Raw genomic sequence first — 24673 nt, forward strand, 5'->3', positions numbered from 1 at the left:
ATCGATACGAGTCGAGGGATCGATACAGGTCGAGGGATCGATACGGGTCGAGGGCGCGCTCAGTCGCGCGAGCGGACGGACGGGCCCAGGCGCGCGGCCCGGCGGGCCCGGCTCACGGCACGCTCGCCCCTGGCCCGCTCCCGCAGATCGGCGCGGACCTCGCCGACGGTGGCGGTGCCGTCCGCGAGTGCTGTCAGGGCGAGACAGAGCCGGTCGGCGAGGGCGGCCGCCCGGTCGGTGGGTACGCGAACGGTGTCGTGGTTCAACGCGATGACGAGCCGGTCCCCCTCGGGGGCGGCGGAGACGGTGAGGGGAAGTTCGGTCTGCTCCAGCGCCTCGGAGCGCGTCACGGACAGGCCGGGAAGCCCCTTGCCCAGGTCGGCGAAAGGAAAGTTCGCCACGATCACGGATGTGTCGAAGAGCCCGGCGGAGCTGGTCCTGCCACTCCACACGGCGATCTTGGCGAGGGGCGTCTGGATGTGGTCCTGGGCCTGGTTCAGGACCTGCTGCACGTCCCTGGCCCAGGTGCCGACCGGCAGGGCGGCGGGCAGCCGGGTACGCAGCGGAACGGTGTTGATGAACATCCCGACCATGCGGTCCACGTCCTCGAGGTCCGTGGGCCGCCCTGAGCCGACACTGCCGAACACCACGTCGTCGGTGTCGGTCTCGGCGGCGAGGGTGAGTGCCCACGCCGCGTGCACCGCGCCGCCGAGGGTGACACCGAAGCGCCCTGTGGTCTCCCGCAGCCGTTCGGTGTCCTGGGCCGGCAGCCGCACCACGTGGTCCCGGTGGACCGCGGGACCGTCCGCCCGTGGGGCGAGCGGCGTGGGGGTGAAGCCGGCCAGGCCACGCGTCCAGAACTCCCGGGAGGCGTCGGGGTCCTGACGGGCCGACCACCGGGCGAAGGAACCGAAATCCGCCGCGGGTGCGAGTGCCGGAGTCCCGCCTCCCTGGCTCGCGGTGTAGTGCTCTAGCACCTCGCCCAGGAGGATGGGCAGCGACCAACCGTCGAACAGGACATGGTGGTTCGTCCATACGAAGGCCCAGCGGCTGTCCGCGAGCCGGATCACCGCGAGCCGTGCGAGTGGCCCTTCGCGCAGATCGAAACCGGCCTGCCGGTCCTCGCGCACGAAAGCGTCGAGGCGTGCCTCCGGATCCGCTGAACCGCGCGGCCCCCCGGCGACCGCGTCTCCTCCCGCCTCCGTGCCGTAGGCGGTGAAGTCCAGGAAGGCGACGGGCAGTTCACGAGCCGCGGGCACCACGAGCAGTGGGCGCGGCACGTCCTGCCACACGCACACGCCACGCAGCACGGCGTGCCGGTCGACGGCGGCCTGCCAGGACCGCGCGAACGCCTGTTGGTCCAAGTCGCCTTCGAGTACACAGACGAGCTGCTCCACATAGACCCCGCTGCCCGCCGAAGCGTCCTCGGCCAGGCTACTGAAGAGCATGCCCTCCTGCGTCGGCGTGAGCGGCCACACTGCCGTCAGATCACCCCAGCGTGCGGCCCAGTCGCGTACGGCGGCGACCGGAGCGGCGCCGGACCGCAGTCCGGAGGTGAGGGCGGGCGCGTCAGGCTGGGCGGTCAGCGAGCGCAGCTCGTCCAGGACGGCGTCCACGAGCGCGTCGGCGGCGGCCTGCCCGGTGTGTTCGACCTCGACGGTGAGGCGCCCGTCGGTGACGAGGCTCTCCACCACGATCGCTGACGGACGTGTCCCGCGCGGGTCGCGGACCTGCCCGAAGCCGGGCTCTCGGAGTTCGAGCGGGGCGTCCGGGTCGGAGCTGGTGCTGACCCGGCCCAGGTAATTGAAGTTGAGGTGGGGTTCGGGCATCGCCTGCAAGCGGCGTGCCAGCTCCTTGTCGTGGGCCAGGTGCCGGACCACACCGTGGTCGATGCCCCGGTGCACCAGCTCCCGCAGCCTGCCGCGGACATCCCACAGAGTGCTGAGCGGGCTGTCCTGCGCGACGGTCACGGGCAAGGGGGCCAGGGTGGTGAACCAGCCGACCGTGCGCGACAGATCGAGGTCCGGGTGCAGGTGCTGGCGACCGTGGCTCTCCAGCTCCACGACGACCGTGGCGAGCCCGGCGACCCGGGCCTGGGCGCGGGCCGCCGCAGTGATGAGCCCTTCTTCGAGGGTGCCGCCGAACCGGTGCACGAGGGCCCGCTGGAGCCCCACGGTCTGCTCGACGGTCAGTTCCCGGCGGGCATGGCGTGCGGCGCCCTCGGTCCCGGGTGCGGACGCGGTCGCCACCGGCTCCGCGGGCCCGGTGAGTTCCGCGATCTCGGCGAGGTCCGCGCGGACCCGGCCGAGTATCTGCGGGTCGAGGGCCCTGCGGCGGAGCTCGGCGGTCCACTGCCGGTGCGTGGTGCCTTCGGGCTGGAGCTCGGGGGCCCGGCCGTTCCGTACGGCGTCGAGCGCGAGCTCCAGGTCCTCCAGGACGATCCGCCAGGAGACCGCGTCCATGACCAGGTGGTGGGCGGCGAGCAGCAGCCGCTGCGGGGCTCCCGGGCCGAAGTCGGCCAGGTGCGCCCGCAGGAGCGGTCCGTGTGCGGGGTCGAGCCGGGTGTGCAGTTCGTCGGCCAGCTCGTGCAGCCGCTGCTCGGCCTCGGCGACGGGGACGGCGGACAGGTCGGTGCGCTCCACCGGTACGTCGACCGCGGTGTCGACCACGGCCCGTACGCCATGGCCGTCATCCTGGCCGTCCACGAAGCGGGTGCGCAGCGCCTCGTGCGCGCCGATCACGGCATCGAGCGCGGCGGTCAGCTCGTCGTGCCCGACCCGGGTGCGGACGTCGAGGAGCACATCCATGTTCCAGTGCTCCGGTGCGGTGAGCTCCAGGTCGTAGAACCACCGCTGGATCGGGCTGAGCGCGTCGGTGCTGTCTCCCTGGGTGCGGATGCCCGCCGCCACGCCGGTCATGGTGTGCGGGGCGAGGCCTGCGATGGTCGGGTGCTGGAACATCTGGCGCGGAGTGATGTGGATTCCGAGCCTGCGGGCTTTGGCGACCACCTGGATCGAGAGGATGGAGTCCCCGCCGAGCGCCAGGTAGTCGTCGTGCACACCGACCCGCTCAAGGCCCAGGACCTGGCACCACACCTCGGCCAGACGCCTCTCGACCTCACTGCGGGGCGCGACGAAACCCTCGTCGTCCGCTTCCCAGACGGGGGCGGGCAGAGCGCGCCGGTCCACCTTGCCGTTCGCCGACAGCGGCAGCACGTCGAGGGTCACGATGGCGACGGGCACCATGTGCGCGGGCAACCGCTCCCCCGCCCACGCCCGCACCGCCTGCGGGTCGCAGGCGACACCGGCACGAGCGACGACGTACGCCACCAATCGCGCCTCGCCACCGCCGGGTGGCGGCACGGCGGCCACAGCGGCGTCGGCCACCCCGGCCGCCCCGCGCACAACCGCCTCGATCTCGCCCAACTCCACGCGGAATCCGCGGACTTTGACCTGCTCGTCCACGCGCCCACAGAACTCCAGCACACCATCGGCGCCGAAACGTACGAGATCACCGGTGCGATACAGACGCGCACCCGACACCCGCGAGAACGGATCCGGCACGAACCGCTCGGCAGTCAGCCCACCCCGGCCCGCATACCCACGCGCCACACCCGCCCCGCCCACATACAACTCACCCACGCCACCGGCAGCCACCGGCCGCAGACCCCCATCCAGCACAAACACGGTGCGGCCGGGAAGCGGCCGCCCGAGCGGAACGGTCCCGGCGGCACCGGTCCCCACCGCATCGTCGGCGGCGACCTCGTGGACGGTGGCGGTGATGACGGTCTCGGTGGGCCCGTAGGCGTTGACGACGCGGCCGCCGACCGTGCGTTGCCAGCTGCCGGTCTCGAAGGCCGGCATGGCGTCACCGCCGACGACGGTGAGCCGGATGTCCAGTGCTGCGGGCACAGCGGCACCGTCGGCAAGGGCTGTGGCCATCTGCCGCCACAACCCGGTCGGCGGGTTGAAGACGGTGACCTGATGGTCCGCCAGGAAGGCGAGCAGCTCTTCGGTGCCGAGGAGCCCGTCGGGCCGGATCACGGCCGCGCCGCCCCCGATCAGCGGTGCCCACAGCTGCTCGGTGCTGACGTCGAAGGAGAAGGAGCCGAAGACCAGGACCCGGTCACGGGCGGTGAGCCCGAAGGCCCCGCCGATCTGTGCGAGGTGAGCGGCCAGTTGACCGTGTGTCACGGCGACGCCCTTGGGCCGGCCGGTGGAACCCGACGTGAAGACCAGGTAGGCCAGGTCGTCCTCATGGGCCGCGTCCAGACCCCCGCGATCGACCTGCACCGTCAGATCAAGACGATCGGCCTCCAGAACCGCAGTACCGCCAGGCAACACGCCATCGAGCAACTCCCCCTGCGCACCACCACGAACCACAACAGCACAACCAGCCTCACCCACCATCAACCGCAACCGCTCAACCGGATACGAAGGATCAAGAGCGAGCCAGGCACCACCAGCCCGCTGCACCCCCAACATCGCCACCACCATCAGCGCACCACGCGGCAGACACAGACCCACCACAGACTCCGGCCCCACCCCCAACTCCCGCAAACGCACCGCCACCACAGCCGACGCCCGCTCCAACTCCCCATAACTCCAGACACGCCCACCATCCACCAGAGCCACACCCCCAGGCGCCGAACCCGCACGCGCCACCACCGCCCCGAACACCGGCCCCCCACCACCCACAGCCTCAACCCCAGCACCCGACCACGACGACACCACCCCGGAAACACCGACACCCAACTCGCCCAGAGTGGTGCCCGGGTCGCCGGTGAGCGCGTCGAGAGTGCCGTCCAGGTCGTCGAGGAGCCGCTGTGCGGCGGCCGCGTCGAAGGCCGTCGTGTCGACGCACAGCCGCAGCTCCAGGTTCTCGCCGGGCATGACCTGCAGGCTGACCGGGTAATTGGTCCGCTCGACGAGGCGACCGCTGTCCACCGTGAAGCCGTCGGTGGCGAATCCCTCGAAAGGGTAGTTCTCGACGACGACGATGGAGTCGAAGAGCTGGGCCCCCGCAGGGGCGCCGCCCCAGGAGGTGACGTCGGCGAGTGAGGCGTGCTGGTGGTCGGTGAGGTCCTGGAGCCCCTGGTGGACGGAGGCGAGCCAGTCGTCGGCCCGCACCTCGTCGGAGATCCGCACACGCAGCGGCAGGGTGTTGATGAACAGGCCGACGGTGCGCTCGATGCCGTCGATCTCGGCGGGGCGTCCGGAGAGCACACTGCCGACCGCCAGGTCCCGGGAGCCGGTGCGCCGGGCGACCACCAGGGTCCACGCGGCGTGGACCAACGCGGCAACGGTGATGCCCCGTTCGCGGGCGATGCCGCGCAGGAGCCGGGAGCGTTCGTCGGACAGCCGCAGGGCGGGCCTGTGTTGGCCGGTGTCGCGGTCGGTGGTCGCCGCTCGGGCAGGGGTGAGCAGTGCCGGGGCGGTGAAGCCGGTGAGCTGTTTGCGCCAGAAGGCCTCCTCCTCGGCACGGTCACGGCTCGCGTTCCAGCGCACGAAGGCGCCGTAGTCGGGAGCGGGTGCGAGATCGGTGTCGGCGCCGGTGCGCAGGGAGGTGTAGAGCGCGAAGGCGTCGCCGGCGACGACGGGCAGCGACCAGCCGTCCATCAGAATGTGGTGGCTGGTCCATACGAAGGTCCACGCGTCCGCGGCGGTGCGGAAGAGCGCGATACGCACCAGCGGGCTGCCGCTCAGCTCGAAGCCTGTGCTCCGGTCACTCGCCAGGAACTCCGCGAGGCGCTCCGCCGTGGTCCTTTCGTCGTCGCCGTCAGCAGCAGCAGCCGTCCAGTCCTCGTACACGGTGGGTACGTCGACATCGCGCGGCACGACCAACAAGGGTGTGTCGGCCTCCTGCCAGGCGCAGTGGGCGCGCAGCGCGGAGTGCCGGGTCATGGCGCGGCGCCAGGCATCGAGGAAGATCCGCGGGTCGATTTCACCGCTCAGGGTGCACACCAATTGCTCGGTGTAGGCGTCCGACCCCGGTTCGGCGAGGGCGTGGTACAGCATTCCCTGCTGGAGCCCTGACATGGGCCACACGGCGTGCAGCGGGCCATGGGCGCGTTCCCAGGAGGCGAGCAGACCGGCGGGCAGCAGCCCGGCGGTGACGCCGTCCGGCGACGCACCGCTGGCGTCCTCGCCCCGTTCGCTCCCGGCCTCTGGGAGCAGGAGCTCGGCCTGCTGGGCGAGGGCGGCGATCGTGGGGTGCTCGAAGATCTGGCGCGGGGTGATGCGGATGCCGGCCCTGCGGGCTTTGGCGACCACCTGGATCGAGAGGATGGAGTCCCCGCCGAGCGCCAGGTAGTCGTCGTGCACGCCGACCCGCTCAAGGCGCAGGACCTGGCGCCACACCTCGGCCAGACCTCGCTCGACCTCACCGCGGGGTGCGACGAATCCTTCGCCGGATACCTCCCAGCGGGGGGCGGGCAGGGCGCGCCGGTCCACCTTGCCGTTCGGGGACAGCGGCAGCGCGTCAACGCCCATGATCGCGGCGGGCACCATGTGCGCGGGCAACCGCTCCCCCGCCCACGCACGCAGGCCGGACGCGTCCACGGGTACGCCGCTCGGGGTCACCACATACGCGGCGAGGCGCAGTTCGCCGCCGCCCGGGGGAGCCACGGCGGCCACCACGGCGTCGGTGATGTCGGCGGCGGACCGGAGAACGGCTTCGATCTCGCCCAACTCCACGCGGAATCCACGGACTTTGACCTGCTCGTCCACGCGCCCACAGAACTCCAGCACACCATCGGCGCCGAAACGTACGAGATCACCGGTGCGATACAGACGCGCACCCGACACCCGCGAGAACGGATCCGGCACAAACCGCTCGGCAGTCAGCCCACCCCGACCCGCATACCCACGCGCCACACCCGCCCCACCCACATACAACTCACCCACACCACCGGCAGCCACCGGCCGCAAACCCCCATCCAGCACAAACACGGTGGTGCCGGCGATCGGGGTGCCGATGGGGACGTTGCCGGGGCTGCCGTCGACGCAGAAGTGGCCGGTGGCCCAGACGGTGGCCTCGCTCGGGCCGTACTCGTTGACCAGCGCGCAGTCCGGCAGCGCGGCCCGGTGTTCGGCGACCAGGTCGGCGGGGCAGGCCTCGCCAGCGACCACGACTGTGCGCAGGGAACGGCCGGGGCCACCCGGCCGCTTGAGGAGGGCGCGGTAGAACGAGGGCACGGTCAGGGTGTGGGTCAGCGCGTGCCGCTCCACCAGACCGGCCAGCTGATCGGCGTCCTTGACCTGCTCGGCGTCGGGCACGACCAGGGTTCCGCCGAACGTGAGGGTCCAGAAGATGCCCGCGTAGGAACTGTCGAAGGCGAAGGGCGAAAGCAGCAGGAAGCGTGGTGGCCGCGGTCCGTAGAAGGTGGCGCGTGCCGCGGTGGAGCGGGAGAGCGTGCGATGTGTCACGGCGACGCCCTTGGGCCGGCCGGTGGAACCCGACGTGAAGACCAGGTAGGCCAAGTCGTCCTCATGGGCCGCGTCCAGACCCCCGCGATCGACCTGCACCGTCAGATCAAGACCGTCAGCCTCCAGAACCGCAGTACCGCCAGGCAACACGCCATCAAGCAACTCCCCCTGCGCACCACCACGAACCACAACAGCACAACCAGCCTCACCCACCATCAACCGCAACCGCTCAACCGGATACGAAGGATCAAGAGCGAGCCAAGCACCACCAGCCCGCTGCACCCCCAACATCGCCACCACCATCAGCGCACCACGCGGCAGACACAGACCCACCACAGACTCCGGCCCCACCCCCAACTCCCGCAAACGCACCGCCACCACAGCCGACGCCCGCTCCAACTCCCCATAACTCCAGACACGCCCACCATCCACCAGAGCCACACCCCCAGGCGCCGAACCCGCACGCGCCACCACCGCCCCGAACACCGGCCGCCCACCACCCACAGCCTCAACCCCAGCACCCGACCACGACGACACCACCCCGGAAACACCGACACCGAGAGCGGCGACGGTCACGGTCGGATCGGCGACGGCCTCCTTCACCAAGGCTTCGAAGAGCCGGGCATAGCCGGCGACGGTGTCCGCGTCGAGCCGGGCCGGGTCATAGTGGAGGACACCGCGCACTTCGCCGTCGATCTCGCCCGCCTGCATCCGCAGCGGGAACTGCGCCACCTGTTGACGCATCGGGACAGGCTCGGTGTCGTATCCGGCGAGGTGGACGGTGCCCAGACCACCGAGAATCGACCTGGTGCCGTAGGAGAGCCGGTCCGACTCGAACTGGAAGCTCACTTGGTAGAGCGACTGCCCGGAGAGCGCCGACCCCGGCGCCAGGCGCCCCAGGACCGTCGGCGTGGGCAGGGCCCGATGTCGTACGGCACCGACGTGTGCGGTGCGCGTGGCGTTCAGAACGGAGTCGAAGGTGGCGTCGGCGGTGACCGGGGTGCGCAGCAGCAGGGAATTGGCGAAGTGGCCGACGGTTCGCTTGAAGGCCTTCTTGCGTCCCTCCACGGGGAAGCCGACGACGATGTCGTCGCAGCCGGTGAGCCTGTGCAGCAGCACGTTGAAGGCGGCGAGCAGCACGGTGGCGGTGGTGCTGCGGTTGGTTTCAGCCAACTCACGTATTCGCTCGGCGAGTTCCATGTCGAGCTGGAACGGCACATGGGCGGGAGCATCAGGATCGGCCACCGGCCGAGGGGCGGTCATGCCGGGCAGGTCGAGGGCGAACCGGCAATTCTCCAGCTGCCGCGCCCAGTAGTCGCGTAAGCGCGCCGATCCGGGACCGTCCAGAAACGCGCGCTCGGCGGCCACGTGACGCGCGTAGGAGGTGTCGGGTTCGACAGCCGGACTCGGTGTGCCGCCCCTCTCGGACCGGTAAGCCGTGAGCAGGTCCTCCAAGGTGATGAAGAGGGAGCTCATGTCCCCGGCGACGTGATGCAGCACAAGGTTCAGGGTGGTGGCGTCGGTGTCCTGATAGACGAAGAGCCGGGCAGGCGCCTCGCGGTCCAGAGCGAACGGGCGCTCATAGTCGCGGGCGGCGAGCACTCGCAGCTCCTCGGCACCGATCCCCGGCGTCCGACGGACGGCGAAGGGGGCATCGGCCGCATGCCAACGCTGCACATACCCTTCGGCCCCGGGTGCGATGACGCCGGTGAGCACCGGGTGACGCGCACAGACGGTGACCCAGGCGCGCCGCAGCCGCTCGGCGTCGAGACGATCGTCGACCGTCACGCATCCGGCAACGTGGTACGCGGGTGAGTCGGGTGCAAGTTCCTGGAGGAAGAAGAGGGAGGCCTGCCCCACCGAAAGTGGTACCTCTGACCCCTGCGGTCTCCGCTCGGTAGCAGAGTTCTCCCCAGCACGCATGACATCCATTGCGACGCCCTCCCCGTAAGCTGTCACATATGTGACAGCACTCGTCACATGTGTCACGACTGTAGACAGCTACCTGTCACAGTTCAAGCCAAATTTTGCACGCGAATTGACGGAAGCTCTTGACCTGCAATGCCTTCGGCTTTTTGCTCACACCGCACCGAGTCCTGGCCACAGTTCGACAGCTCCACCAAACGAGCTCTACGCTGCCGCCGTAATAACCGGTGACAGTGCTGCAAATCCCATGCGGCACTTGACCAAGAGCGATGGCCACGAGGCCGGGCCTTGTGGCAGTCGCTTGCCACCCCCCGGCAAGCCGAGGCGATCCCGGAGGACGATGATGATCGAACAGCCCGCGTTCGGACGCAGACTGAGACAACTGCGGGTGCAGCGCGGCCTTTCCCAGAGCGAGCTAGCGGGCGATGAGGTGTCGGCCAGCTATGTGTCACGCGTGGAAAGCGGGCAGCGTTCGCCCAACGATTTGATCGCGGCCTTCTTCGCTCGCCGGCTCGACGTACCCCTTGAGTCCCTGGCGAACCCCGGTTCCCAGGACGAGGGCGAACTCCGCAGCCGACGCCTCGACATCGCCGGCAGGCTGCTCGAGGCACGCGCCCTGCGCAAGGACCGCGAACTGGCCGATGCCGCGGAGCTGCTGCGCGGCATCGGCGCGGAGGTCGGCGGGCACGCCGAGGAGGACGTGCTCTGGGAGGCTGCCTGGGATCTCGCCGACATTCTGCGGGAGCTGGGCAATGCCGCCGAGGAACACGCCGTCCTCACCGGCCTGGCCGAGGCCGCCCTGTCGCAGGAGACACCCCGTCTCGCCGCTCGCGTCGCCACCGCGCTCTCCAAGAACCTGCGTCGTCAGGGGCGGCTGGGCGAAGCCATCCGCACCGCCGAGCACGCCGTGTCGGTCACCGTCGCACTGCCGCCCACCGCACACGAACGGGTGGGCGCGATGCTGGCGCTGGTCAACTCCTACGCCGACAGCGGGGAGCTGGAGAACGCTTCGAGCCTCGCCGACACTCTCCAGGAGATCGCCGAGGACATCCCGTCCCGGCAACTGCGCGGACAGGTGTACTGGGCGGTGGGCAGTGCCCGCTTCCTCTGCGAACGGCCGCGGGACGCGACGTGGCTGCACGAGCAGGCGTTCAACTGCCTGCATCCGGACGCGAACCTGGCGGCCTGGGCCCGGCTGTGCCGCGCGTCGGCGGCGCTCCGCCTGGAGTACGACCCTTCGGACGACGCCGCGAAGGAAGCGGCGCGGCTGCTCGCACGCGCCCGCCAGGCCCTCGAACTCGTCGGCCGCGATGACGACATGGCCGACCTGATGCTGGCCGAGGCCCAGCTGGCGCTGCGTCTGGAGCAGCCGGAGCGGATCCTGGAACTGACGGCCAAGGTGCGCGAAGGCGGCGCCGAACTCCCACTGGCGGGACAGGGGCAGTGCCATCTGCTCGCGGCCCGGGCGCACGTGCTGGCCGGGGACGTCGAGGCGGCCAAGGACTGCTACCGGCACGCGGCCGAGACTCTGGACCGCGCCGGCGCCTACCGCAAGTCCTCGGAAGCATGGCGGCAGTTGAGCGAACTGCTCGCGACCGGCCCCTGAACGGGGCCGGTCGGAGCCAACCGGCTGACCGGACGGGCGCGCCGGGGGAAGTCGCGCCGGTTCCGGTCAGCCGGAGTTCAGTGGGCAGAGCACCCGCCATACGGAGTTCAGTGGCAGTGCGCCTGCTGGAGGGACGGATCGAATATCCAGGTGTGCAGGGCGCTCACGGGCCCGGCGACCGCGGCGGCGGCCACCGCGCCGCGCCCGCCGGGCAGGTCGCACACCTGCACCTCGGCGACCCCGGCGCCGTCCGGCAGCGGCACTGCCACGGCGCCCGCGCCGTCCTCGACGAGCACGTCCACCTCGTCCGGCGGCACCCGCAGCCCGTAGCCCGCCGCGCGCAGCACCGCCTCTTTGCGGGTCCACAGACTGAGGAAGAACATCTGCCGAGCAGACGGCGACAGTCTCCGGAGCAGCCTCTGTTCCCACTCCGTCAGGGCCAGATGAAGGTTCTCGCCGTACGCCACATCGCCGTCCTGGACGTCGACACCGACCTCGCTGTCCAACGACACGGCAACCAACTGCTGGCCACCTCCGTAGGCGGCGCTGAAACACACCTCACGGTCCACAAGAGCGAGCCGTCCGTGCTCCGAGCGGCAGAACTCGATGTCCACCGGTCTGCGCCCGAGAACCCAGCCGAGCACTTTGCGGGAAAGCGCTCGAGCGCGTAAGAAGGCCGATCCGTCGCCGACACGGCCCAGCACCTCCGCCGTGTCGCGCTCCTCATCGGTGACCAGGTCCAGCGCTTCCTCGACGTCTTGGCCCGACGGACCCAGAGGCGCTCTGAACACGTGGAGTTCGCCCGACCTCACCACCAGACCGGAAGGAACCGCGGCCCACCCACCCATATCCCTGATCTCCTTAGTTCGCTGGCCGCCGGGTTGGGGAAGGGAGGTCCCGGGCAGGGGCCCGGGCCTTCCCTCCTCGGAAATCCGATCAGTCGTGGGAGACAGAAGGGACCTTGCGCATCGACCGCGGCTCGTGCCATGCCCGTGAGCCCAGCAGTGTCAGCGCGGCAGGCAGCAACACACCGCGGATCAAGGTGGCGTCAAGGAGGATGGCGACGGCCAGGCCCACACCCAGCTGCTTCATCTCGAGGGTCGACAGCGTCGCGAACACCGCGAACACCGCGACCATGATCACGGCAGCTGTGGTGACCACGCCGGCGGAGGTGAGAATTCCGTGCCTAACCGCCGCATGTGTGGAGCCCCCCAGCTTTACACCCTCGCGAATCCGGCTCAGAACGAAGACGTGATAGTCCATCGACAGGCCGTACAGAACAACGAACAGGATAAGCGGAAGCCAGGAAACGACCGCTCCATTTGAGTCAAAGCCCAAGATGTTTTCAGCCCACTCGTTCTGGAAAACGAGCACAAGAACACCGTAAGCAGCCGCGACGGAGAGGACGTTGAGCAGCCCGGTCAGAATCGCGAGCGCCACCGAGCGGAACGCGAGCAGCATGATCCCCAGGCAGAGCACGGTCACGAACCCGATCACCATGGGCAGCCGGTCCTCCAGGGTCTGGGAGAAGTCCGCCGAGAAGGCCGTTTCGCCGCCGACGGCCCACTTGTCGACATCGGCGTCCTGCAAGGCCTCCGGCGCAAGCTGCGAGCGCAGCAGCGTCAGCGTCTCCTTGGCCTCGGAGCCACCCGCGTCGCCGCCCACGTGCAGTTCGAGCCTGGACACCGTCCCATCCTCGGACACGGCGAGGTCCGGCTTCTCGGAGTCGGCGAACCTGCCGGTCGCCATCGCCTTCTCGTGCAGCCCGGTCAGCACCCGGGCCACATCGCCGGAGCTGGCCTTGTCGGCCTCGACGGCCACGTCGTGGGACGTGCCCTCGCTCGGGAAGGCCTCGACCACCCGGTCGTACGTCTTCATGATCGCGTAGGAGCGGGGCAGATCCTCGTCACCGGGCATCTTCAGCTTCATACCGAGCGCGGGCGCGGCCAGCGCCAGCATCGCCACCAGGCCGATGACCAGGCTCACGCCCGGCGCCTTCAGGACGGGACGCAGCACGGCGGCCCACAGCTTGCTCTCCTTGCCCACCGCGGTGGTGCGCCGCCACAGCAGCGGGATCCTCGGCCGGTCGATCTTGTCGCCGAGACCCGCGAGTACGGCCGGAAGTACCGTCAGGGAGCCGAGCACGGCAACCAGGACCACCAGTACGGTGCCCAGGGCCAGCGAGGAGAAGAGCATGCTGCCGGAGAAGAACATGCCTGCCATGGCGATCGCCACGGTCAGACCGGAGACCAGGACGGCCCGCCCCGAGGTGGCCGCCGCGACGCGCAGCGCCGCGTCCGGGGATTTGCCGAGCGCCCGCTCCTCGCGCCGGCGCCGGATGTAGAAGAGTGAGTAGTCGACGCCGACCGCGAGACCCATCAGCAGGATCAGACTGGCCTGGTTCTCGTTCACGGGGACCAGCAGCGAGGTGACTCCGGCCAGGCCGAACGCGAAGACCACCGAGGTGATGCCGAGCAGTACCGGAAGCCCCGCCGCGAGCAGTGCGCCGAAGGCCACCAGGAGGATCACCAGCGTCAGCGGCACACTGATGAATTCCGCCCGCTGGAAGTCGGCTCCCAGCCGCGTGCTCAACTCCTTGGTGACGGAGCCCTTTCCGAGCTGTTCGACGCGCAGGTCGGCATGGGCCTTCTGCTCGGCCTCGGTCGCCTTCAGCATGGGGCCGACCACGCTCTTGGGCTTCTTCTTGTCGTCGCCGCTGCCCAGTTCGAGGGTGACCGGCAGCAGGACGCTGCGTCCGTCCTTCGAGGCGACGGGGTCACCGACCCGGGTCACGTCCTGCACCGTGTCGTACCGCTCGCGCAGCGAGCCGACCACGGTGTCGGCCGTCTCTGCCGACAGCTTGCCGCTGCGGGCCTGGATCAGCACTCTCTCGACGCCGTCGTCGGCGAAGTCGGCGCCGTCCAGCATCCGTTCGGCGACCGCGGACTGACCGGTCAGGTTGTCGGCGTCCTCCTGGTCGTGGACGCCTGTGACCATGCTCGCCGCGTACGCAAGGATCACCGCCACGACCCACAGCAGGATGGTGCTCTTGCGGTGCGCCATGCTCCAAGCGGCCGTGCGCTCCACGAAACCGCGTGGGGGCGGTGTCCCCGACGTTCCGGGGCGCTTGTGCGCGGTGTCCTTCTCTTCGGTGACTGACATCGTCAAAGCTCCTCGTCAAGGGGTACGCCGTGACGCTACGCAGCGACCCCCGGCGCCGTCGGGCGTGCAGCCACCCGTCGGCAGGTAGTGCTGCCACTACCTCAAAAGGGCGCGCCTGCACGCTCGGAAGGGCCCAACTCCCGTGCCTAAGATCCTGGTAGTCAATCTGAACCGGAGGGCGCCATGCGGCTGAGGCCACCGCGGATTCGAGTCGCCCTGTACCGCCTGGCACGGGGCCTGCTCTCGAAGGACGCACGCAACGACCTGTTGCAGCTGCTGACCACGCTGGCGATGTCGCCGCTGTACGTGATCCCCATCGTGCTGTTCACGATCGGGGTGTCCCTGACCCCGCTGCTCCTGCTGGGACTGCCGCTGGTGCCCCTGGCCATGAAGCTGGCGGCCTGGATAGCCCGGCTCGATCGCGAACGGCTCTACGTGTTACGAGAGTTCGCCATCGACATGCCCGTCGCCACCCCCGGCAAGGGCTGGAAGGACCGCCTGGAGCGGCTCTTCGGGCGACGCGCCTGGCGCGAGCTCGGCTTCACCGCGGTCATGACGCTGTGGGGGCTCGGCGCGGGCGGACTGGTGATGATGGTCCTCGCGGCGGGGCTGCTGCTCGCTCTGTTGCCCTTCATCGGCCCCCTTCTGCCGGACGGCTCCGCACTGCTGGGTCTGGACGTGACGTCCATGCCCGGCGCGGTGGCCGGCGGCGTCGTCGGCCTGGCGCTGCTCTCCGGCGGCCTGTGGCTCGGCGGCCCGCTGGCCCGTACCGAATCCACCCTGGTCGCCCGGATGCTCGGCGCCAACCGCGTCGACCACCTCGTACGCCGGATGATGGACCTGGAGGACAGCCGCTCGCGGATGGTGGACGCCGCGGAGCTGGAGCGACAGCGCATCGAGCGCGACCTGCACGACGGAGCACAGCAGCGCCTGCTCTCGGTCGCCATGAGTCTGGGCCGCGCCAAGTCCCGCTTCGCGCGGGACCCGGAGAAGGCACAGGCGTTGGTGATGGCCGCGCATGAGGAGGCCAAGGCCGCCATGCAGGAGCTGCGGGACGTCACGCGCGGCCTGCACCCGGCCATCCTCACCGAGCAGGGCATCGAGCCGGCCCTGACCACGATCGCGGCCCGCTGCCCGATCCGCGTCGACCTGGCCGTGCGGCTTCCGCAGCGCCCCAGCCCGCGGGCCGAAGCCGTCGCCTACTACGTTGTCTCCGAGCTGCTCACCAACATCGCCAAGCATGCCGCGGCCGACCGGGCCACGGTCACCGTCCTGCGCGATGAGCATCTGTTGCGGCTCACCGTCACCGATGACGGTATCGGCGGCGCCGACCCTGCCCGGGGGTCGGGCATCAGCGGGCTGCGGGACCGGGTCCGGGCGGTCGACGGACATCTCACGCTCTCCAGCCCCGTCGGCGGACCCACCGTCGTCGACGTCACACTGCCCTGGAGGGCTTAGCAGACATGTTGCGCGTCGTGATCGCCGAAGACTCCGTCCTGCTGCGGACCGGCCTCGCCAAGCTGCTCATGGACGAGGACATCGACGTCGTGGGGCAGGCCGGAGACGGCGACGAACTGCTCGCGCTGGTCGCCGACCTCGCCCCCGACCTCTGCCTGGTGGATGTACGAATGCCTCCCACGCACACCGACGAAGGGCTGCGCGCCGCGCTGTCGATCCGTGCCACGGACCCGGCCCAACCCGTCCTGGTCCTTTCCCAGTACGTGGAGGCCCGCTACGCCTCCAAGCTCCTCGCGCACGGCAGCCTGGGGCTCGGCTACCTGCTCAAGGACCGCGTCGCCGACGTGGACGAGTTCGTGGCCACCCTGCACCGCGTCGCGGAGGGCGGCACCGCCCTCGACGCCGAGGTGATCAGCCAGATCTTCGCGGGAAATCAGAAGCAGGACGGTCTTGCGCCGCTGACCGCGCGCGAGCGGGAGGTGCTCGCCCTGATGGCCGAGGGGCTCAGCAACGGTGGCCTCGCAGAGCGCCTGTTCATCACCGAACGCTCCGTCGAGAAGCACATCCGCTCCATCTTCACCAAGCTCGACCTGCTCCCGGACGACCAGGGAAACCGCCGCGTCCGTGCCGTCCTGCAGTACCTCAGCTCCCCATCGACCGACCATCCCACCGAACCGCGCTGACCACCGGACACGGGAGTAGGACATGCACCAGACCATCAGCTCGACCGGTTCGACACCGCGTCTGCCGGGCCCCTCCCGGCGCCCCGGCCTGCGGCGCGTCATCCGCCTCCTCGCGATCCTGACCGGCATCACACTCGTCGGCGGGGGCGCGTGGTACTTGCTGCTGTTCCTGGTCACCCGGACGGATACCGGCTCCGCGGCGATCGACAAGTCGGTGCGGACCGTGGAGGTCGCGATCGACAGCGGAGACGTCCGGGTCGACGTGGCCGGGCAGGGCGAGAAGACGGAGCTGCACAAGAAGCTGACGAAGTCGCTGCGCTCTCCCGACGAGAAGATCGAGCAGGACGGGGACACCCTGCGCATCACTACCACCTGCGGGGACGGCATGGGCCGGTGCGGGTCGGACTACACCCTGACGGTGCCGGTCGGCACCCGGGTCAAGGTCGATACACGGCTCGGTGACGTGTCCGTGACCGGCGTGCGGGCCTCAGTGGAGGGGCGCACACGGATCGGCAGCGTCAACGTCGAGCACGTGACCGGCGAGAGGGTCGTCGCCGCCAGCAAGACCGGCGCCATCACGCTCAAGGACGTCGACTTCGACGTCGCCGAGGCCACGTCCAAGATGGGGGACATCCGCGTCGATGAGGTAGAGCCGTTCAAGAAGCTGAAGGCAGTCAGCAAGATGGGCGACGTGGAGCTGCATCTCCCCTCGGGCGCGGGCCCGTTCGCCGTGCACGCCGTGACGAAGATCGGCGACCGGAAGGTGGCGGTGGACCAGGACTCCTCCTCCGGTACGGCGGTGGAGGCGCGCACGAAGATCGGCGACGTGACGGTACGCAACGACTGAGCGTGGTCAGCACTGAGGCACCGCCCGCAGGGCTCTGCGGGCGGTGCCTCAGTGCTGTGCCTCAGTGCTGTGCCTCAGTGCCGTCCGCGTGGGGCGTTCAGGACAGCCGGAAACCGAAGTCCGCGTCGATGTCCCGGACGTCCATCTGCGCACGCTGCAGGGTGCCCGCGTAGTCCCAGTTCATCGACTGCCACGAGGTGAACTGGTCGATGACCCAGATGCCCGACTGCCGACTGCCGTTCCCGGAAAGACCGTTGCCGCCGAACGGCAGATGCGCCTCCGCACCCACCGTCGAGTTGTTCACGCTGACCATGCCGGCCGAGCAGCGCTCGCGGAAGGAGAACGCTGTCCGCGCCGATCCCGTGTAGACCGCCGCCGACAGCCCGTACCCGTGTCCGTTGGCAAGCGCGACGGCCTCGTCGAAAGTGTCGTACGCCATGACCGACACGAGCGGCCCGAAGGTCTCGGTGCGGTACAGCTCGTCGTCCGGCCGCACCCCGGCCACGATGGTCGGGTGCGCGAACACTCCGGTGTCCGGGTCGCCCACGAAGCCCTTGCGTGGGCTGTCGGAGGTGATCCGGCCGGTGGCTCCGGAGCCGGAGAGCTTGTGGTGCGGTCGTACGAGCTCCAGGGAGCCGAGGAAGTTCTCCAGGTACCGCTCGCCGATGAGCGGCCCGTAGAAGACCTCGTCCCGTCGGGGATCCCCGATAGCCAGATCCTCCACGGCCGCGCTGAAACGGGCGAGGAACTCGTCGTGCACATCGTGGTGGACGATCACGGAGCCCAGCGAGGTGCAGCGCTGTCCGGCGGTGGCGAAGCCGCTGAACACGGCGCCCTGGACGGCGAGCTCGAGGTCGGCGTCGTCCGCCACCACGAGGGGGTTCTTGCCGCCGAGCTCCAGGCACGGGGACTGCAGGTGCCGCCCCGCCAGCTCGCTCACCCGGCGCCCGGCCGCCGTGGACCCGGTGAAGCCGATCTTCTGTACGGTCCCCTCAGCCAGGGCCCGTTCGAGACCGGCGTACGTGGTCTCGCCGTCGGCGTGCACCAGCCGCAGCGCATCCTCAGGAACCCCGCCGGCCCGGAACAGCGCGGCGAGCGCCTCCGCGACGGCGACCGCGGACTCCGACGGCTTCCACACCACGGTATTGCCGCAGAGCAGCGCCGGTACGAGGTACCACGCGGGTACCGCGGCGGGGAAGTTGGCCGCGGTGATCACCGCAGCGGTGCCGAGCGGTCTTCGGTAGGTGAACAGCTGCTTGTCCGGCATTTCGCTGGGCACGGTCTGGCCGTACAACCGCCGTCCCTCCCCCAGGAAGAAATCGCAGGTGTCGATGACCTCCTGCACTTCCCCCAGGGACTCGCCGTATGGCTTGCCGATCTCCCGGGTGATCAGCGCGGCCAGCGCCTCCTTGTTCTCCGCGACGAGTCGGCCCACGTTCTGCGCCACCCGCCCCCGGAGCGGTGCCGGCCACGACGCCCACGCGCTCTGTGCCGCGTGGGCGGCGCGTGCCGCCTCGACCAGGCCGTCCGCGTCGCTCAGCGTTCGCTCCGCCACGACATCCTTCAGATCGGCCGGGTTACGCGACACGGTCAGCCGCTCGTCGGCCACGTTCTTCAGCTCGGCCACGTTGGAAAGCCCTCCCCCTCGGTGTGAAAGACAACACATGGCCGCTCGAACGCTCGGCCGCTTGTCAAAGCTGCTGTCATTTCTTATGAATGTGCTGTCACAGATGCTGTGCCATCAGGCCGTTCTCGCCCGCTCCTCGCGTTCCGCCGAAAGGAACTTGGCGAGTTGGGCGATCGTCGGGTGGTCCCACACGGCCGTAGGTTGCACACGGATCCCGAGCCAGTCCTCCACATCCGCGGTGAAGGCCACGACCGCGACGGAGTCGAGGCCGTACTCGCCGAGATCCTGGTACGGGTCGACCGCCTCCTCCAGGTCGGGCACGTACTCACCGACACGGGCGACGAGCCAGTTCTCCAGTTCGTCGAGGGTGATCGGGTCGGATCCGGGGGTGGACATCTGATTGCTCCTCAAGAGTCGGATGCTGCTTGCCTGGCTGACTGCTCCGGGGCTGGCTGCTCTGGACTGACTGCTCTGCTCTGCCCGGGCGGTCACCGGTACCGGCGCGCGGAGAGACCGAAGCCCACCGTGCGGTCGTCGCGGTCCAACAGCTCCTCGACGAGGGCGCCTTCCACCTCGATCGGCACGTCGTCGGGCCGTCCGGAGTCGATGCCGATGAGCCGGGTCAGCGCGGCGACCAGCCACTCCGGCCGGGCCAGAAAATCGCCGGTCGGCGCGTGCCGCCACACACCTATGCACGCGGCGGCCGCCAGCACGGTGGTGTACCGGGCCGCCAGATCCCGCACCTCGACCGCGGCGGCGATCGACAGATCCCGGGGCCTGAGGCCGGCACACGACTCCGTGAGCGATTCAAGGCGCCGCACATGGGTCTCGATCAGCGGCCGCAACACCGCCGGGACATCATGGTCGAGCGCGGCGTTGAGGGCCCGGGCAAGCCCGTCCTGCCCGCCCGTGACCACCTGCAGCCCGGCCAGGTCGAGCGGCGGCAGCTCGGCGTCCGGGACGAACAGCGCGGCCGGAGCGGGTGCGGCGTCGGACCACGCCCGCCGTGCGAGCACCGGAAGCTGTGGAAGTATCGCGGACAGACAGGCCGCGCGGGCGATGTGTCCAAAGCCCACCGGCTTGATGTCCCGTGCCATCTTCTGGAACACCGCGTGTTCCCCGTCGCGGCGGTAGAACTCGGCCCCCATCACCAGCGAGAGCTGCTCCAGCGCGTCGAGCAGCACCCCGGCCAGGAGAAACTTCACAGCAGGCGCGTATACGCTGCCGGACGCCGGCAGCACGTGCAGCGACCTGGCGGCGACCGTCGCGAACGCCTCGCACAGCAGTTGGTCGGCGAACGCGTTGGCCAGTGTGGTGCGCACCATCGGAATGGCCGCGACGTCCCGGCCGTAGAGCCGACGCTTGCGTACGTGGTGCAGGGTGACGCGCAGCGAGGTGTCCAGCATCGCGGTGCTCATGGCGGGCATGGCTATGCGGGTCAGCTGGAAGGCACGGGCCGCCGTCTCGATCCCGGTGCCCGGGGCGCCGACCACCGCGTCCGCGTCCACCGGGCAGTCCTGCGTCTCGATACCGCCCAGGCGCACGCCGCGCATCCCGACCGAGCGGAATCGCGGGAGGAAGCGGAAGCGTTCGGGATCGAGCTCCGCCACCGGTACGAACAGCTGCGAGCAGGCGCGCGGGCCGCCGGTGGGGTCGGAGCGGACAAGGAAGACCACGCCGTGGGCCCGGTCCAGATTGGTGATCGACTCCTTGCGGCCGTTCAGTGCCAGGCCGCCGTCCGCGGACGTGGCCGAGAACTCGACGGAGCCGATGTCGTTGCCGTGCGCGAGCTCATGGAACGCACAGGAGATCTTCTTGCCCGCGAGCAGCAGCTCGGCCGCGTCGCGACGCTGGCCGGGCGATCCCGAGGTCCATATGTTGACCGCGCCGAGCAGCGAGCTGGAACAATGACCGAGGCCGAGGCTCGGATCACGACGGTAGACCGAGCGCATCAACTCGACCAGGTGGTCGACGCGTTCGAGGCGGCCACCCAGCGAGCCGGGCACGAACTCGGCGAGGATCCCGAACTCGTCCAGCGCGTCGGCACCCCCCTGCGGAACCTCCTCGCGTTCGTCCGCGGCCACGACGGCGGCGAACCCCGCCGGGTTGTCCGGGTCGAAGGGATCGCCGAGGCGCTCCTCCAGCGCTTCCATGCGCGTATGGATGTCGCTCATGCCGTCACCTCCGCCGGTGTGCCGAACAGCGAGACGCGGTCACCCGCGTCACCGAGCAGAAGGCTGCCGAGTTCGTCGAACGTGCCTGTCGCTTCCGGGGGTCGCGCGCCCAGGCCTTCCAGTACCAGGGCGAGACAACCGCGCAGCCAGAGTCCGTCGCGCCACCAGTCACGGTCGTGGTGCCTCGGGTTCGCGACCCACAACGCCAGGGCCGCGGCGCCGGCATGGCACCACTCGTAGCGCTCCGCCAGACGCATCGCCGCCGTGGCCGGAGGTCCCGCGACCGGCCGAAGGTCGGCAATGCGCACGCTCAACTCGCTCTGGGCATCGAGGAGTCGGGCGGCCAGACGCTCGGCGCCACCCGGCGGATCCACCGCGAGCCGGGCCACGAGGTCTCCCAGGCTCCTCAGCACCGTATTGTCGCGCGCCATCACCCCCAGCCGGAGCGGATCGAGGGCGGCGGGCTCGTAGTCCTCCCGCAGCCACTCGTGTACGGGCACGCCGACCGGCGTGGCCGGGCGACGGCCGGGCCGGAGCACCGGGAGGCTCGATGCGAGTGCGCTGCGGTTGACCCAGGTGCTGCCGTCGAAGATGCCGACGACCTGGTGGTCACGCTCGATCTTCGCGAAGCCGCCGTAGCCCTCCACGCCGGTCAGGAAGCCGCGCGCGCCGAGCAGTTCACCGACGAGACGGAGCTGCCCCTGGATGAGTGTCGGTACCAGCGCCTTGGTGATCGCGGACACCGCGCTCAGCTCCTCCGGCACCTCGTGCGCCGACCGCGCCGCCGTGTACGCGACGGCCTCGGCGAGCAGCAGACGCGCCACCGACCGGCCGGCGACGGTGCGCGCGTGCGGGAGTTCGGAGAAGCGCCGTCCGTGCAGTCGTCGCTCGGCCAGGAATCGGCGGGCGATCCTCAGGGCGTGGTCGCCCGCGCCGAGCGAGAGCGCCACACACGCGACGCGGGTCAGTTGCAGCGATCTGAGTACCAGTTCCAGGCCCCCGCCGACCGTGCCGACGAGGGCATGAGCGGGCACCCGGGCGTCGAGGAATTCCACTCCGCTGATATCGGCGCCCCGGATGCCGTGCGTCGGCATCTTCGGCAGGTGCCGCACGGTACCGGGCGACGTGGCCCGCTTGTCCACAAGGAAGACGCTGAATCCGCGCGGCCCGCCGCCGGGGTCGGTGCGCGCGAGCACACAGACGAAGCGCCCGCGCGTCGCGTTGTTCACCGGCCATTTGCGGCCGGACAGACGCCAGCCGGATCCCTCCCGGGTCGCCGTGAGTCCACCGGCGAGCAGGTCGCTGCCGCCGCCCGGCTCGGTGAGCCCCCAGGCCACTGATTCACCCGCCATGACGTGCCGGGCCAGGGAGGCGGCCGCTTCTCCGTCGCCCGCGGCCCACACCGAAGCAGAGCCCAGGAACGTCTTGCCGTGCGCGACCGCGACGGTCACGTCCCGCGACGCCACCGTGCGCAGCAGGGCATGCATCTCGTCGACGCGCGCGAGGCGCCCGCCGGACCGGCTCGGCACGTAGTAGTCGGGCAGCCCCCACTGATCGAGCGCCGCACACGCCTCGGCCGGGAAGGTCTCGGCCTCGTCGTGTGCGCTCAGCAGCGCCGGATCGAAGGGGCCACCGGGCCGCGACCAACGGTCGACTTCCCTGGCGAACTCGTGCGTTCTCAACTCGCCTCTCCCGTCCGCGCCGTGACCGGCTCGGCCTGCGGCCGGTAGCCGTCCGCCCACAGAGGCTGCAGCTCTCCGCTGACGTACAGCGAGCGCATGGAGGACCGCTGGACCTTCCCGCTCGTGGTGCGCCGCACCCCGCCGCGTCGCATGATCAGCACGGAGTGGGCGCGCAGGCCGAACTCGCGGGACACGGTCTTCCTCATCTGTGCTGCCAGTTCGGCCAGTTCCTGCTCGGGGGACCGGCGGCGCACCTCATGAATCACCACGAGGTGTCCGTCGTCGCCGTCGTCAGTGGGTATCGACACGACCGATCCCACGGTGTCGCGCAGCGGTTCGTGGTGCAGGCGCAGCTCGTGCTCGATGTCGTGCGGGTAGACGTTCCGGCCGCGGATGATCATCATTTCCTTGATGCGGCCGGTCACGTAGAGCTCTCCGTCGACGAGCACGCCGAGGTCACCGGTGCGCAGGAATCCGCCCTCGTCGCCGAGTCTGCGGCCGAATGTCGCCTTCGTGTCCTCCTCGTTGCGCCAGTAGCCGCGCACGACCGAGTTGCCGCACAGCCAGATCTCGCCGATCCGGCCGGGCGGGAGTTCCTTGAGTGTCCGCGGGTCGACGATCCGTGCGTCCATGTCGAGCAGTTCACCGCAGCTGACGAGGGTGCGGCCCGCGCCGTCGGCAGTCGGCTCCACCTGGCCCCGCTCCAGCGCGTCGGCGGTACAGGACAACACAACGGGCTTGCGGCGAGGGGTACTTGAGACGAGCAGCGTCGCCTCCGCCATGCCGAAGCACGGAGCGAAGTTCTCCGGCCTGAAACCTGCCGACGCGAACCGCGCGGCGAAGTCGTCGAGCACGCTCGCCTTGACCGGTTCCGAGCCACTGACGGCGTACTTCCAGCGCGACAGGTCGAGGCCACGGGCATCGTCCTGGGACACACGCGTGACGCAGAGTTCGTACGCGAAGTTCGGTGCGGCGGAGAGCGCGATGTCGAAGTGGTCGATCAACTGGAGCCACGTCCGAGGACGGCGCAGGAAGGCGGCGGGGCTCATCAGAACCGTGCCGTATCCGGCGAGGAGCGGCGACAGGATCAGCCCCATGAGGCCCATGTCGTGGTAGTTCGGCAGCCAGCCGCCGAACCGCTCACCCTCCGCCAACGGGAACGTCGCGGCTGTCGTCGCCGCGTTCGCCAGCAGGTTTCCGTGGGTGACCACGCTGCCCTTGGGGTCGTTCGTGGAGCCGGACGTGTACTGCAGCACGGCGGTGGTCTCGTGGTCGGAGTCGTGCACCTGGAAGTCATCGGCACGGAGCGCGAGATCGAGCTGCAAAGAGAGCACCGGCGCGGTGAATCCCTGCCGCTCGGCCCAGTCGACCACCTCTTCCCTCTCGTCCGGCGCGGTCAGCACACAGCCGACATCGGCATCGTGGGCGATGCCGAGCACCCGTCGCTGATCCTGCTTGTAGCGTCCGGGCATCGAGGAGGGCACCGCGACCAGGCCGGCATAGAGGCAGCCGAGCACGGACGCGACGAACTCGGCGGACGTCGGCTGGAGCAGCAGCACGCGGGAGCCCACTGGGCACACCTGAAGTAACTGCTGCGCGAACACGCGTGCGGCCTGGTCCAGTTGGGCGTAGCTGAGCAACTGGGCCGACGCCGGATCCGAAGGGTCACTGACGATGGCGACCGCCGGCTGGTGGCCGCGTTCGCGAGCGTGCAGTTCGAAGATCTCGGACACGCTTCTCGCGCCGAGGAGATCCATCATTCTCGTCTGCTCCTGGTATCGAAGGGATCGAGGACTTTGTCGGCGGGCTCACGAGTCCTGCGAGATGACGGGGTGGCCGGATGACACCGGGAAGTCACCGGACGAATGCGGCGGGAACGGCTTCACCACCCCTGAGCCAGGGGGAGAAGCCGGGAAGGACGCGCATACCGATCGTGCGCTGACGCAGGCCTACAGTTCGCTGGTCCGGCGGCGTGCTCCGCCGTTCACGACAGCCATTCCGACTCCCCCCTGAGTCGTCACAGAACTTGACTTCACTTCGTCACGCGAGTCACAACTCTAGACAGGGAATGCGTCAAACCT

The 24673-nt window shown here is 69.9% G+C and carries 12 protein-coding genes; 4 read left to right on the plus strand and 8 right to left on the minus strand.

All coding sequences use genetic code 11. The annotated features are described in order from the left end of the window. Nucleotides 1–59: 59 nt before the first annotated feature. Entirely contained in the window at nt 60–9359 is a 9300-nt protein-coding gene (locus ACFVXC_RS01055) for an amino acid adenylation domain-containing protein (RefSeq protein ID WP_389900315.1), read from the minus strand. A gap of 334 nt (nt 9360–9693) precedes the next feature. Here ACFVXC_RS01055 and ACFVXC_RS01060 point away from each other — a divergent pair, with 334 nt between their 5' ends. Then, nucleotides 9694–10959, plus strand: a complete 1266-nt coding sequence (locus ACFVXC_RS01060) for a helix-turn-helix domain-containing protein (RefSeq protein ID WP_389900316.1) — start codon at nt 9694–9696, stop codon at nt 10957–10959. 107 nt (nt 10960–11066) lie between these two features. Here the strand turns inward: ACFVXC_RS01060 and ACFVXC_RS01065 are convergent, their stop codons facing one another. After that, nucleotides 11067–11807 carry a 4'-phosphopantetheinyl transferase family protein gene (locus tag ACFVXC_RS01065; protein ID WP_389900317.1) on the minus strand — a complete coding sequence of 247 codons (741 nt, stop codon included), beginning with the start codon at nt 11805–11807 and terminating at the stop codon, nt 11067–11069. 88 nt (nt 11808–11895) lie between these two features. Then, entirely contained in the window at nt 11896–14121 is a 2226-nt protein-coding gene (locus ACFVXC_RS01070; protein WP_389900318.1) for an MMPL family transporter, read from the minus strand. A gap of 183 nt (nt 14122–14304) precedes the next feature. Between ACFVXC_RS01070 and ACFVXC_RS01075 the strand changes: the two genes are divergently transcribed. From ACFVXC_RS01075 to ACFVXC_RS01085, 3 genes are read left to right on the plus strand one after another with little or no spacing between them, the layout of a single operon-like run. Continuing rightward, nucleotides 14305–15579, plus strand: coding sequence for a sensor histidine kinase (locus ACFVXC_RS01075; protein WP_389900319.1), 1275 nt, complete (start codon nt 14305–14307; stop codon nt 15577–15579). A 5-nt stretch (nt 15580–15584) separates the two neighbouring features. Next, on the plus strand, nt 15585–16262 hold the full coding sequence (locus ACFVXC_RS01080; protein WP_389900320.1) for a response regulator: 678 nt from the start codon (nt 15585–15587) through the stop codon (nt 16260–16262). A 22-nt stretch (nt 16263–16284) separates the two neighbouring features. Then, nucleotides 16285–17109, plus strand: coding sequence for a DUF4097 family beta strand repeat-containing protein (locus tag ACFVXC_RS01085; protein WP_389900321.1), 825 nt, complete (start codon nt 16285–16287; stop codon nt 17107–17109). 97 nt (nt 17110–17206) lie between these two features. Here ACFVXC_RS01085 and ACFVXC_RS01090 read toward each other — a convergent pair whose 3' ends face one another. The 5 genes from ACFVXC_RS01090 to ACFVXC_RS01110 all read right to left on the minus strand — a co-directional run bounded on the left by ACFVXC_RS01090 (nt 17207) and on the right by ACFVXC_RS01110 (nt 24352). Beyond that, nucleotides 17207–18736: an aldehyde dehydrogenase family protein gene (locus ACFVXC_RS01090; protein WP_389900322.1), complete on the minus strand. Its 1530-nt coding sequence runs from the start codon at nt 18734–18736 to the stop codon at nt 17207–17209. A gap of 114 nt (nt 18737–18850) precedes the next feature. Beyond that, complete coding sequence (locus ACFVXC_RS01095) at nt 18851–19132, minus strand: acyl carrier protein (protein ID WP_389900323.1); 282 nt, start codon at nt 19130–19132, stop codon at nt 18851–18853. A 92-nt stretch (nt 19133–19224) separates the two neighbouring features. Further along, complete coding sequence (locus ACFVXC_RS01100) at nt 19225–20910, minus strand: acyl-CoA dehydrogenase (RefSeq protein WP_389900324.1); 1686 nt, start codon at nt 20908–20910, stop codon at nt 19225–19227. After that, a complete protein-coding gene (locus ACFVXC_RS01105) occupies nt 20907–22592 on the minus strand; it encodes an acyl-CoA dehydrogenase family protein (protein ID WP_389900325.1) in 1686 nt (561 codons plus the stop codon). The genes ACFVXC_RS01100 and ACFVXC_RS01105 overlap by 4 nt, the downstream gene beginning before the upstream one ends. Further along, the gene (locus ACFVXC_RS01110; protein WP_389900326.1) at nt 22589–24352 is read right to left on the minus strand and encodes a fatty acyl-AMP ligase; all 1764 of its coding nucleotides are present in this window, start codon (nt 24350–24352) and stop codon (nt 22589–22591) included. The genes ACFVXC_RS01105 and ACFVXC_RS01110 overlap by 4 nt, the downstream gene beginning before the upstream one ends. Nucleotides 24353–24673: the final 321 nt, after the last annotated feature.

Source organism: Streptomyces sp. NPDC058257 (assembly GCF_042881845.1).
Taxonomy (GTDB): domain Bacteria; phylum Actinomycetota; class Actinomycetes; order Streptomycetales; family Streptomycetaceae; genus Streptomyces.